Annotated in this window: 11 protein-coding genes and 1 tRNA gene; 7 read left to right on the top strand and 5 right to left on the bottom strand. The window is 66.7% G+C overall.

Annotation, left to right across the window (positions count from 1 at the left end):
- The first annotated feature begins 94 nt into the window (after nt 1-94).
- The 4 genes from M3N53_05545 to M3N53_05530 are packed head-to-tail and all read left to right on the top strand — an operon-like array spanning nt 95 to nt 3639.
- Nucleotides 95-1090 (top strand): ArsA family ATPase, encoded by a 996-nt coding sequence (locus M3N53_05545; protein ID MDP9067794.1) that lies wholly within the window; start codon nt 95-97, stop codon nt 1088-1090.
- Entirely contained in the window at nt 1087-2232 is a 1146-nt protein-coding gene (locus M3N53_05540) for an AAA family ATPase (protein ID MDP9067793.1), read from the top strand. The genes M3N53_05545 and M3N53_05540 overlap by 4 nt, the downstream gene beginning before the upstream one ends.
- Nucleotides 2233-2242: 10 nt before the next feature.
- Nucleotides 2243-2746: a succinate dehydrogenase, cytochrome b556 subunit gene (sdhC, locus tag M3N53_05535; protein MDP9067792.1), complete on the top strand. Its 504-nt coding sequence runs from the start codon at nt 2243-2245 to the stop codon at nt 2744-2746.
- A gap of 11 nt (nt 2747-2757) precedes the next feature.
- The gene (locus M3N53_05530; GenBank protein MDP9067791.1) at nt 2758-3639 is read left to right on the top strand and encodes a hypothetical protein; all 882 of its coding nucleotides are present in this window, start codon (nt 2758-2760) and stop codon (nt 3637-3639) included.
- Between the two features lie 64 nt (nt 3640-3703).
- Here the strand turns inward: M3N53_05530 and M3N53_05525 are convergent, their stop codons facing one another.
- On the bottom strand, nt 3704-4015 hold the full coding sequence (locus M3N53_05525; protein MDP9067790.1) for a WhiB family transcriptional regulator: 312 nt from the start codon (nt 4013-4015) through the stop codon (nt 3704-3706).
- Between the two features lie 238 nt (nt 4016-4253).
- On the opposite strand from M3N53_05525, the gene M3N53_05520 reads away from it, so the two are divergent.
- Complete coding sequence (locus M3N53_05520; protein MDP9067789.1) at nt 4254-5135, top strand: copper resistance protein CopC; 882 nt, start codon at nt 4254-4256, stop codon at nt 5133-5135.
- Here M3N53_05520 and M3N53_05515 read toward each other — a convergent pair.
- The 3 genes from M3N53_05515 to M3N53_05505 all read right to left on the bottom strand — a co-directional run bounded on the left by M3N53_05515 (nt 5113) and on the right by M3N53_05505 (nt 8241).
- Complete coding sequence (locus M3N53_05515) at nt 5113-6165, bottom strand: CopD family protein (protein MDP9067788.1); 1053 nt, start codon at nt 6163-6165, stop codon at nt 5113-5115. The genes M3N53_05520 and M3N53_05515 overlap by 23 nt on opposite strands.
- Nucleotides 6166-6313: 148 nt before the next feature.
- Nucleotides 6314-6676, bottom strand: coding sequence for an STAS domain-containing protein (locus tag M3N53_05510; protein ID MDP9067787.1), 363 nt, complete (start codon nt 6674-6676; stop codon nt 6314-6316).
- Nucleotides 6658-8241, bottom strand: a complete 1584-nt coding sequence (locus M3N53_05505) for a SpoIIE family protein phosphatase (GenBank protein ID MDP9067786.1) — start codon at nt 8239-8241, stop codon at nt 6658-6660. Before M3N53_05505 ends, M3N53_05510 begins: the two co-directional genes overlap by 19 nt.
- Nucleotides 8242-8263: 22 nt before the next feature.
- Here M3N53_05505 and M3N53_05500 point away from each other — a divergent pair, with 22 nt between their 5' ends.
- Together M3N53_05500 and M3N53_05495 are read left to right on the top strand one after the other, a co-directional pair.
- The gene (locus M3N53_05500) at nt 8264-9139 is read left to right on the top strand and encodes a metallophosphoesterase (GenBank protein ID MDP9067785.1); all 876 of its coding nucleotides are present in this window, start codon (nt 8264-8266) and stop codon (nt 9137-9139) included.
- A 13-nt stretch (nt 9140-9152) separates the two neighbouring features.
- Nucleotides 9153-9229 (top strand) — tRNA-Pro (locus tag M3N53_05495).
- 57 nt (nt 9230-9286) lie between these two features.
- Here the strand turns inward: M3N53_05495 and M3N53_05490 are convergent.
- Entirely contained in the window at nt 9287-12271 is a 2985-nt protein-coding gene (locus M3N53_05490) for a M36 family metallopeptidase (protein ID MDP9067784.1), read from the bottom strand.
- Nucleotides 12272-12348 lie beyond the last annotated feature (77 nt).

The following is a 12348-nucleotide window of genomic DNA, read 5'->3' as shown; positions in this document are numbered from 1 at the left end:
GCGGCGGACTAGTCATTCTTGAGTAGTCCTCGAGCCGGTGGAGGCGCGGCGCGCGGGACGCAGTGCAAAACAGAGCGATGGGTACGCTGCGGGGATGCTCCTGGATCAGTTCCTCGACCCGAAGATCCTGATCGTGTCGGGCAAGGGCGGCGTCGGTAAGACCACGGTGTCCGCGGCCCTCGCGCTGGTCGCGGCGCGCCAGGGCCGCCGCGTCTGCATCGCCGAGGTCGACCGCAAGGGAACGCTGCCGAGGTTGTTCGGCGGCAGCGATCTCGGCTACGACCCGTCAGAGATCGCGCCGGGCGTGTGGGGCATGAACATCGTGCCGGAGCAGGCGCTGGCGGAGTACCTCGACGTCCAGTACCACATGAAGCGCGTCTCGAAGGTGTTCACAAGCACGCACTTCGTCGACTACATCACCACGGCGGCCCCCGGGCTCAAGGACATCCTCGTGCTCGGGAAGATCTGGTTCCTCGAGCAAGGGCGGCAGGGCGGCCGGGCGCCGCGGGATTTCGACACGATCGTGGTCGACGCTCCCGCGGCGGGGCACATGCTCACGTTCCTGTCCGCGCCCATGGGTCTCTCGGATGCGTTGCGGGTCGGCCCGGTGCGGCGGCAGTCGGACTGGCTGGTGCAGATGCTGCGGGACCCGAAACGGTCGCGCGTCCACCTCGTGACCCTCCCGGAGGAGATGCCGGTCAGCGAGACGCTGGAGACCTCCGAAGCGATCACCAACAGGATCGGCCTCAACCCGGGCGCCGTGTTCGCGAACGCCGTCTACCAGGAGCTCTTAACAGACGAGGAGCAGGCGACGTTGGAGGACGTGATGGCGGACGACAACCCGCGCGAGCTGAAGATGGCCGCCGCCGAGGTGGGGCTGCGTCTGGACAAAGAGGACCTGAACTCGCTCGTCGGTTACGCCCGCTTCCTGGAGGCGCGGCGGTCGATCCAGGCGAAGCACCTGCGCGCGCTGCGAAAGGGGATCGAGGACCCGGTGGTGGAGCTCCCGTTCCTGTTCTCCGCGGGGCTCGCGTTGCCTGACATCGAGACGCTCGCCGACGTGGTCGAAGACAAGGTGGCGGACCTATGACCGCCAGGCCGAAGATGAACATCATCCGAGAGATCATCCAGAACAAAGAGGTGATCGTGTGCGCCGGCTCCGGCGGCGTCGGCAAGACGACGACCGCGGCGGCCATCGCGCTGCAGGCCGCACTTGAGGGCAAGAAGACCGCGGTGCTCACGATCGACCCCGCGAAGAGGCTCGCGTCGTCACTCGGGCTGAAGGAGCTGTCCGACGAGCCGTCGAAGGTGAACCCGCGCAAGTTCGCCGCGGCGGGCCTCGAGCCCGAGGGCGAGCTGTACGCAATGATGCTCGACACGAAGTCGACCTTCGATCGCGTCGTGATGCAGTACGCGCCGACGCCGGAGCAAGCGCAACGCATCATCGCCAACCGCTTCTACCGGAATATCTCGGGAACGCTGTCGGGGACACAGGAATACATGGCGATGGAGAAGCTCTACGAGCTGCACGCCGACGGTGGCTACGACCTGATCGTCATCGACACGCCGCCTACACGCAACGCTCTCGACTTCTTGGACGCGCCGAGGCGGATGACGGACTTCTTCGAGAGCCGCGTGCTGCGCTGGTTCCTGCTCCCGTACATGAAGGGCGCGGGAGGTTTCATGAAGGTGGCGAACGTTGCAGCCACCACGTTCCTGCGCGTGGTCAAGAAGATCGTGGGGGCCGAGGTGCTGGAAGACACCGCGGAGTTCTTCGGCAACCTGGATGGGATGTACGAGGGGTTCAAGCAGCGCGCGACGGACGTCGCGGCCCTCTTGCGCTCGGACGCCACCTCGTTCGTCGTCGTCACGTCTCCGGCTCTGGACTCTGTCGCGGAGGCAACGTTCTTCGCGACGAGGCTGAACGAATCCGGGCTCCCGTTCGGTGCGCTCGTCGTGAACCGGGTCCATCCACATTTCGGCGACGACATCGACGTGAAGCCGCGGCAGATCACGAAGCTGGAGAAGGGCGAGCCCGACGCCCGCGTGCTCGCGAAGTTGCTCGACAACCACGAAGCCTTCATGCGCGTTGTGCGACTGGAAGAGCGGAACCTCGAGGCGCTCGCCCGGAAGGTGCCGAGACACCGCTGGGCGCGGGTTCCGTATCTGGAACAAGAGGCGGTCGATTTTTCTGGACTGGTCGCCATCTCCGACGAACTGTTCGCCGGATAGGATTCGAGCCATGTTCGGACTCACCGGCACGGAGCTCGCCGCTCGTGGCATCGAGGGCCTCGTGTTCCTGCTCACTGCAGGCTCCGGGCTGTTCGTCGTCTACATGCTGGTCGGCCTCTTCCGGCTGCGGAAGGACCAGAAAGGCCCCGCCTACAGAGGCGGCATGGGCCAGTGGTCGTGGGCCGCGCACCGCATCACCGGCGTGCTCGTGATGGCGTTCCTGTTCGGTCACATCGTCGACACGTTCGCGGTCGGCTTCGGGCCCGAGCTATACGACGAGACGATCGCTCTCTACAAGCAGTGGTGGTTCATGCCGTTCGAGGTCGCGCTGATCGCGGCGACGCTGTACCACGCACTGAACGGGCTGCGGATCATCCTCTTCGACTTCTGGCCCGGCCTCGTCGTCCGCCAGCGGATCTTCGGTTACGCGCAGCTGGTGCTCTTCCTCGCAGGGTTCACGCCGGCGGCGATCTTCATGCTCCGGCACGCGTTCGAGAAGTCGCCCTTCTCGTAGTGGGGCACTGAATGGCGATCTCCGAAGCCCGCCCCGTCGACACGCGCCTCGCGCCCGTCCTCGCCGAGGTCGCGCGTGAGATCGGCCGGCACGGCCTCAAGAGCGGCGATCCGGAAGGTGCGCCCGCAGTGCTCCGCGTGACGGTCGAAGAGCACGTACGTCGGATGATCCAGGCTTACTGGACGCCGTTCCAGGCCGAGATCCCCGGGCGCTCGATCGCGCTCCACCTCGAGATCCCGGAGCCGCGCGTGCACTGGGGCGAGTGCTACCTCTCGCCGGATTACGTCAGTTGGTTCTTCTTCTTCGCGGAGCGCGATGACGGCGAGGTCCAGCTCAACTACTACGAACAGCACAAGAGCGTGCGCGACGCGGTGCACAACTTCTTCGCGCACGCGAACTGGTACCTCATGACGGCGACCGACCAAGCCTGGGACACCGTCGTCTACTCGATCGCGGACGAGCTGAAGTGGGGCGAGGAGTACGAGATCCGCGAGGCGACCTCGATCAGCCCCGCGGTGCAGGAGTCACTGAAGAAGTCGACCATCATGTGGCTGCGCTGGCGGACCCCTGAGGGCGAACACACGATGCCGGTCTGGTACCTCTACGACGCGAAGGCAGGAAAGATCTACGTCCTATCGGGCGAGAGGCAGCAGGTGCTCCCGGGGGCCGAACGGATCCGGGAGTGCGACGTGATCCTGCGCTGGAAGGGCAAGAGCGCGAACGTCGCCGAGCTGGGGGCGGACGTCCGGGTCATCAGGGGCACCGACGAAGACTGGACCGAGATCGCCGACAAGGTCGCCGAGAAGCGTCTCAACATCCCGGGCACACCGGAGGACACCGCCCGCCGCTGGCGCGACGAGTGCGTCATCCTGGAGCTCACGCTGCGGAGCTAGCCCTCTCGCACGTTTGACCGACGTTCTGTCTAAAAGCGGCGGACGGGTGGCGGGGCTCGGGCGGCTAGCTGGCTAGCGGGTCGGCGAGGCGCCGCTGGCGGCGGCGCTCCCTCTCGGTGAGGCCGCCCCAGACCCCGTGATCGACGGGAGCCTCGAGCGCGTAGGAGAGGCAATGCTTCCGGACCGGGCACGCACGGCAGATCTTTTTGGCCTCTCGGTGCTCGACCGCTCCGGGTGAGAACCAGAGATCGGGGTCCGTCTGCGCACAGACAGCCTGCGACCTCCAGTCTTGATCCAACAACAATTCCACCCCGAAACCTCCTGTCGCCGGCGCCGGCGCCCTCGAGCGCCGTCTGCGCTCCCGCCCGACGAACATAGATGGGGCCCACGCGAAAACCGATAGCCCAGATGGACCATTCCGCACCCCCCTGCTGGGCTATATGTGAAGTAGTCACTTTGGGTCACCCATACGCATGGTCGCCAGAAAACGAATGCTGGTTGACGCCCAGCCCCCTTCGGCCACCCCCCGTAGCACAGGAACCGCAGGGGCCGCGGCGAACCCGAAACGCAGGGGCCGCAACGTAGGCCCCACGAAGCGCGACCCTAGGAGGGTCATGAAAGCCTGGAGGACCACGAGCCTCATCGCAGCTGCGTTCGTCGCCTTGCTCGCGGCGCCGGTTGCCGCGGCCGGGACGATGGCGCCCACCTACGTCAGCTCGGAGCCGGAGGACGGCGAGATGATGGAGCGGGCCCCGGATCGGGTCGAGGTGACCTTCGACGAGCCTCTGGACGCGAGCTCGGACCTGTCGGTGAAAGACCAGTGCGGGCGCGCGATCGACGACGGAGACGTCCGGGTCGAGGCCAACACGATGACGGTCGGGATCGCCTTGAAGCCGGTCGGGACCTACGAGGTCACCTACTTCGCCAAGGGCGTCGGAGGCCTCACCGGACAGGAGACGGGGACCTTCGACTTCATGGTCCACAAGGGGCCCTCATGCGGCGACGGTGGCGAGGTCCACACCGACCACGGCGGCGGCAAGCACAGCGACGGCAAGCACGGCGGTGGCGGGGGCAAGTACGACGGCCACGCCGGGCGACAAGACCATGGCGGTCGCCATGACGGCTCGGGCGGCAGCCACCCGTCACGCAACCACGGCGGTGGCACCGACCACAGCTCGATGAACCACGGCGGCGGCGGGACCAACCACTCCTCTTCCGGACACCAGAGGCGGGACGGCGCCCGCCACGGCGGGAAGCACGGCGGGAAGCACGGCGGGAAACAGGGTGGGAAGCACGGGGGGAAGCACGGGGCCGCGGGAGCTCACGGTCTCTTGGACATCCTCGAGAAGAACGAGCGCGAGGCGCAACCTCCGGTGGCTGCCGGTGAATCTGCCGCTACAGCGCCCGATGGTCAGGCCGTGATGCTGGCCCTCGGCCTCTCGCTCGTGATGGGCGTCCTCGGCGGCTGGTTCCTCAGGGTGTCGGGCCAGCAGTAACGCCGCGGCTCGATCCGGTCGGCGCCACCTCTTTGGTACGCGCCTCACCCGTCAGGAAACCCGTTAGGCCGATGATCCCGAGGGCGAGCACCAGCTCGATGGCGATCGTCTTCCTGAACAAGCCGCGCACCGCGTCATCGCGACCCGAAGCCACGGCGACGTTCAGCTTCCGGCGAACGTAGAAGTGGTTGACGCCACCTACCGCAAGAACTCCGAGGTAGAGCCCGATCTTGACGAACAAGGTCGCGCCGTAGGTCGTGTCGACGAGATCGTTCAGCTCACCCACATGAAGCAGCGAGTTCACGGTGCCGGTGATCCCAAGGATCGTGATCGTGACGAGAGCGACCAGAGAGAACCGCAGCACGACCGGGGCGAGCAACCGGACCCGCTCCTCGGGCCTGCGGCCGCGCCACCCGTCCGGAACGACCAGCGCGAGCACGATGATCCCCGTGAACCAGGTAGCACCGCACACCAGATGCAAGAGGTCGTTCGAGATCGAGAGCAATACGGGAGATCCCACGGCCGCGTGCCCCGAGAGCGTGGTGGTGGCGAGGAGACCGAAGGAGAGCGCACCCCAACCTATCCACCAGGCCCTGCTCGCCGGGGGGCCTCCGTCTCCGGCGCCCGACAAGCTCCACTGACGGACCTTTCCGGTCAAGAGAACGGCGAGTCCGGCCAGTAGAGGGAACCGCAAGAGGTAGAGCTGCCCGAAGCGAGTCTCCAGCACGGAGAACACCGGCTCGGAGGTGATCTCTCCCCCGGTCACCTCGGACACGAGAGCGAACTGGAGGACCAGCGCGACCGCGGTCGCGACCGCGGTCGCGGTCATCGCAGACTGAACCATCCCCTCGAGGCGATCCGAAACGCGGGCCCGTGACTTCATCCAGGGCTCCCCTTCGAGACCGATGAAGGAAGGGCGCAAGACCAGCCACAACAGCGGGATCAACCCGAAGAGGAACGCGTGCGACGCGAAGGAGATGGTGCGGGCGAGGGTCAGTCCGACGGAGCGGAAGGTCTCCTCGAAGCCCATGTACTGCGTGATACTAGTCTCGGATGACTTCTGCTCAGCTGATCCTCGTGTCGGTCACATCGGCGATCGTGGCCGTGTTCACGATGCTGGTCGTGGCCACCATCCTCCGGGCGCGCGGCCGAGATAAAAGCGACGACGAGTAGCGGCTCTACGAGCCGTTGTTGCGAAAGCCTTTTGCGGCTTCCTCGACCGTCGGGGCGATGGAGACACCTTCGCCGAACCCCGTGATCGTGAACAACTTCAGGTGTTGCTCCCTCGTGCATGCGATGGCCAAGTCGCCACCGGCCTCTCGGAGCCGGCGAACACCGCCCATCAGCGCGCCGAGTCCCGAGGAATCCATGAAAGGGACGTTGTCGAGATCGACCACCACGCGCGGCCTCTCGGATTCGATCAACGAGCCGATCGCGTCCCGCAGCGAGCCGACGGTATAGACGTCCAGGTCACCCTCGGGCCGGAGGACGCGGTACCCCTCCGCCTCGGTGACATCGATGTCTATCTTCTGCTGCGCCACGTCTCTTCTCCTGATCGTTCTTCGGCTTCGCCGCCGGCAGTGCTGGCGCCCCGGTACTCGATCACCAGCATCGTGAGGTCGTCATCGAGCTTACCGGCTGCAAACCGCTCGACGTCCGCGACGAGCTCGTGTCCCAACAGCTCCGGATCGAGCGAACCAAGCCGGATGAGAGCCTCCGCCAGCCGATGGTCGCCGAAGACCTCACCGTCGGGTGACTTCGCCTCGAGGAACCCGTCTGTGAACAGCACCAGGCGGTCTCCGGGCGTCAGATGGATCACGGTTTCGGCCAAGCCCGGATCGTTGAACCACCCGAGGGCGCGGTTGCGCGGCCCCTCCAGGTAGTAACCCCTCGGAGCGGTATCGGGCGACGGCGCGCGCAAGAGGAACGGCGGGTGGTGGCCCATGTTCATCCATCTCACCTCGCCGCTCCTGAGATCGAGCCGCGTGTAGATCAGCGTCGTGAAGGACTCTGGATCGGTCACATCCAGCAACGCCTGGTTCGCCGACGCGATCACCCGCTTCGGGGTGCCGCCACGGCTGCGCTCGCTGCGCAGAGCCGACAGCGCGACCGTTGCCATGAGGGCCGCCGCGATCCCCTTGCCCGAGGCATCTCCGACCACGACCGTCAGAGCGTCGGCTTGCACGTCGACGTCGTACCAGTCGCCCCCGACCAGGTTCGCCTGGCGCTGGAGCGGGACAAGCCGAGCCGCCGGGACGTCGGGCAGCGCCCGCTGCAGGAGGTTGCGCTGGATCGAGGCCGCGATCTCGAGCTCGCGGTCGTGCAGGGCGAGCTGCTGTAAGCGCTTCAGCCCTTGCTGCATCTCGCCCATCCGTGCAGCGAGCTCCCCTACCTCGTCGCTGGAGCGGACGTCGATCTTCTGGTCGAAGTCACCACGACCGATCGCGCGCGCGGCCTCGACCAACTGGAGCAGGTTTCCCACCAACCGGCGCGGCAGATAGACGGTCAAGAAGACGGCCAGGCCGAGCGCGCCGACGAGGACGACGATCAGCGTGACGATCGTTCGCTCGGTGTTCGATCGGACGTCGATCTCGCTCTGGATGACGACGTCGCGTTGCGCCTCACGCAGCACGGCGCCGACCCGCTCGATCTCGGAGATCAACGTCGTCCCCTCTTGCCCGAGGACCTGGAAGGCGCGGCTGCGTTGCCCGCTCTCGGACAGCGGGATCACCTGCTCCTCGACGAGCTCCTGGAACGACGCACCGGCGGCGACCAGGTCCGCCAACAACGCTCGCTCGTCAGGTGAGGTGAACAGCCGCTCGGCGCGCTCCTGCCAGAAGCGAGCGGTCTCGGCCTCGCTCCGATACTGAGCGAGCAGCACCGGCGGATTTCCGATCAGCGCACCGCGTACCGCCGCGGACTGTGCTGTGTAGGCGCGCACAATCTCGTCGACCGCGACCAGGCCGGGGACGGCATCGTCGAAGACCTTCTCTTGAACCGTGCGGGCAGACGTGGTGAGCGACAGCGTTACCCACCCCAGGAGGGTCATCAGCACGAGCATCAAGCCGAACCCGCCGACGATCTTGAGCCTTAAAGGCACCCTCACCCCGCCAGTATCCTCCACGGCGATGGCGAGACTCCTCCGGTGGGCCTTGGGTGCCGGGGCCGGAGCAGCGGCCTACAGCCTCTACGAACCGCTCCGATTCCGCCTGGAATCACGGGAGGTGCCCGTGCGGTGGGCCGGCCCGCCGCTGGACGTCCTCCACCTCGCCGACACGCACCTGGCCCCCCAGGACCGAAAGCTCCAGAGCTTCCTACGGTCCCTGCCCGACCGCCTCGACAGGGTGCCGGACCTGGTCGTGGCCACCGGAGACATGATCGAGGGCAGCGACGGCATCCAGCCGCTGCTGGACGCGATCGCGGGCGTGAAGGCCCGGTTCGGGCGCTTCTACGTGCTCGGCTCGCACGACTACTACGAGCCCGCGGGCCCGTCCTACACGAAGTACTTCTCCGGCAAGAAACCGAAGAGGCAGCCGCGGCCCGCCGACTCGGCTCGCCTGGAGCGGGGCCTGCAGGACGCCGGTTGGATCGCGCTGACCAACAGGAGCGAGATCATCGAGGTCCACGATCGGCGGGTCCGCCTCGCCGGTGTCGACGACCCGTATCTCAACCGCCACGACGTATCTCACATCGCGCGGGCCGAGACAGACCAGCTCGCATTGGCGCTCGTGCACGCGCCGGACGTCGTGTCGCAGTGGGCGCTGAACGGGTTCGACGTGATCTTCGCCGGACACACGCACGCCGGTCAGGTCCGGATCCCGCTCCTCGGCGCGGCCGTGACGAACTCCTCACTCCCGGCCGCGCTGGCCGGCGGCCTCAACCGCATCGGCGACACGTGGCTCCACGTGAGCCCGGGGCTGGGAACCGGCAGGTTCACGCCGATACGGTTCCTCACGCCTCCGGAGACGACGCTGCTGAGGCTGGTGCCGACCGCGTTAGGCTGACACCGGCTCAAATCGGGAAGTGGCGCAGTTTGGCAGCGCGCTGCGTTCGGGACGCAGAGGTCGGGGGTTCAAGTCCCCCCTTCCCGACCAACATCCGTCGGCCGCACGGGGCGTCTTAGAAGACGACCCCGCGCGACGACGGTCGTTCTAGCGGGCGAATACCTGCAGCTCGGCGGCCCTCACGATGTTTCCCTGACCCGGGATCGCGGGCGGGTACCCAACCAGACAGCTGCTCTTCTTGGTGCTGTCGTTGTCGCCCTCTTTCTTGAACTCCTTGACGCCCGTGCACTGGTTGGTCAGCACGACGAGACGGACATGCGTCGCCCTCGTGTCGGGCACGTCGAACGAGCGCAGGATGAGGTGGGGCGCCTTCGGCCGGGGAGGCACCGACGGGAACGCGTTCTCGCGGCTCGTGTAGATGCGACGGAAGTCGTCGCCCGACGCGCACTTCCCACTGCAGACCTCGATCGCGAACTGGCGAAGGGCCGAGAAGCGGTTCTGGCCGCCCGAGTCGTTCAACATCGCGCTCACGTTCACCGAGTCGATCACGTGTTCCGCCCCCGCGAGGTCAACCGTCACCTGCTTGCCCTTCACGGTGGCGCCTTCATCGGAGACCCAGTTGGTCGTCTCGGTGTCGTCGATCAGAGCGCTGAGCGTCTCGCCGTCCCCGGAAGCCTTCGCGCCGTTGTTCGTCGAGGCCAGGTTCTTGGGCATACGAACCTCGACCGTTTGCGGGCCGGATCCGACGGAGACGCGGAAACGCTTCATCCCGAATCCGGCGGCCTGAGCCACGAAGTCATAGGTGCCGACCGCCATCGTCTCGGAATCGTCGCCTCCGGCGACGATCGGCGTGACCCGCGCCTCGTAATCGCCGACAAAGATCTGCGCGTCGATCGCCTTCCCGTCGCCGACGACGCGGAAGGTGACGTTGCCGTTGTTCCCGCGCGGGTCCTCGAAGCTGGGCCGCGGCTGTGCGTCGGTGTTCGTATCGCTCTTCGCGGCCTTACCAAAGCCCCGCGCCGCGAACTCACGCCAGAGAAGGTCTTGGTTGGCGCCGTCGAACCGCATCTTGTCCGCCCCGAGGTACGCATCGCGCGCGTCGAGCATCGAGACGCGCGACTCCATCAACAAGAAGGCGTCGAACACGATCTGCATCCAGCGATGGTTGCCGGGACACTGGTCTGGAGCACGTGTGTCGTCGGCACAATCGCGCTGGAGACCAAGGTTGCTCGCGGGGAAGCGGTCGTTGTACCTGCGGTTGAAGGCTTCACGTATGTCGAAGTTCGTAGCGCTCCAGATCTCCCCGTCTGCATGGACCTGCTGGCCGACGAAGTCGTAGGCGATGTCCGAGTAGTTCAGAGGTGACCGGTTCATCGCGTAGTTGCGGATCGCGGTTTCGGGATCATCGGTCACGTAGGCGCCGACGGCGAAGGGGTTCTCCTTGCCGACGGGTGCGAAGCCGTATTCGTTCAGGTACTCCACGGCCACGAGGTCCGACCACGACTCTCCCATCGCCCCCGACTGCGGTCCGCTGAGTCCCGAGTCCGGGCCGGCGACCATGCGGTTCGAGATGGCGTGCGTGTACTCGTGCCCGATGACCGCCATGTCGTAATCACCGTCGACACATGGCGGATAGAACGCCGCGCCGAACGGCTGCCACAGGTACATGTTCGTGATCGGCGCGACGCCGTCCTGGGGCGTGATCTGGTTGGCGTTGTCGCGACCCACCAGTGGTGATCCCGTGCCGGTGAGCGCGCCGGCCTGCGAGTTGCCGACCTCGGGGTCCCCTCCCTCGGCGTTGCTCTGGCCGTCGTCGCGGTTGACCACCTGCATGTTGTACGCGTCCTCGGTGAAACCGAGGCCATAGGACCAGTCATGCATCCGGTTGTGCATAGCGAAGAGGTTCGTGGTCGCCGCATCGACGTCGGCCCGCTGCGGCGTTGCAAACGCCGCCGGGCTACAGCCGGACTCGTACCACTGGTTCGTGAACGGGAAGTTGTACCGGCGGTCGGGGCTGACCGGCTGGTACTGCTCGCCCGGAGTGAACGGGCTGATCCAAGACTGGGCCGCGCGGGCGGCGTTGCCCGAGGTGCTGAAGGTAGGCCCGGAGCCCGGGATGGTGTCCCACTGCCCAAAGGCGCCTTTGTGCTTGATCCCACGATCGCAAGCCGCTGCGCTCTTCCAGCACCACGTGACGCGCTTGCCCTTGTCCTCGTACCTCAGCGGAGGCGTGTTCGGGTAGACCGACCACAGCGGCGGTTCGGGCTCGCTCTCGAACTGGATACGGCTCTCGCGTGTCCAGACCTGACCGGTCAGCGCGTCGACCATGTGGACCCACGCCTCGGGGTGCCCGTGTTCGTGATCCGTGTCTATCAAGAGCGTCTCGTAGACCAGCCGCGTCCCTTGGGTCGGCGTGGGCAGAGCACGGAGGCGGGCGCGAGCGGGCTCGGAGACCCCGGCCACCTCGAAGACCGACCAGTCGTCATCGCTGCCGAGCCCCGACATGTCAGCCCCCGAGAAACCGAAGGCGACATCGCGCCCTGCCTGCAGCAGCGCGTCCGCAGGTTCCAGTGCGGCCTCGGTGCTGAAGGTGGAGCCCGGAGCCGCGGACGACGACACGTAAGCGAGGCGGCCGCGGGTGATGCCGAGGGTGATGCGTCCGTCGACGACCGCCGGGACGCCCGAATAGGTCTGGCGGAACTGCACCGCCCATGCGTCCTGTCCCAGCGGGAGAACGTGCTGGAGACGGAGCCCGGCTAGGTCGTCGGTCGAGAGCCGGAACAGGTCCCGGTGCGCCGTCACCCAACCGAGCGCGGCCTTCGCAGGATCACCGGTCAATCCACGATCGAGGTAGCCGCGGTAGGCGATCAGCGAGATCGGGGTGCCGAACGCGTTCCAGCGCGCGGTCCCCTTCAACGAACGCACGATCTGTCGCTGTGCGCCGGTCGGAGCGATGCGACCCATACGGTGATCAGCGTCGCTCAGGACCCCGGTCTCGTCCTGGAAGAAGATCTGACGGTCGCGGCGCTGGGTCTCAGCGGGCCGGGCGACGGGGGCGAGGCCGGCGACCACCGCGACCACGACTAGAACGGCGGCGGCGCGGCGCGCCATCTTGTCCACAACTGAAGTCATCTTCGTGATCCCTCCACAGGGTGGCGACGTACGTCCGATACGTCCAGGTTCGTCGCCGAGGCCCCACTCCCTCCCGC

This window comes from Actinomycetota bacterium, assembly GCA_030776625.1.
Taxonomy (GTDB): domain Bacteria; phylum Actinomycetota; class CADDZG01; order CADDZG01; family WHSQ01; genus MB1-2.
The sequence above is the reverse complement of the archived record's forward strand: the minus strand, read 5'-3'. Positions and strand labels throughout refer to the sequence as shown.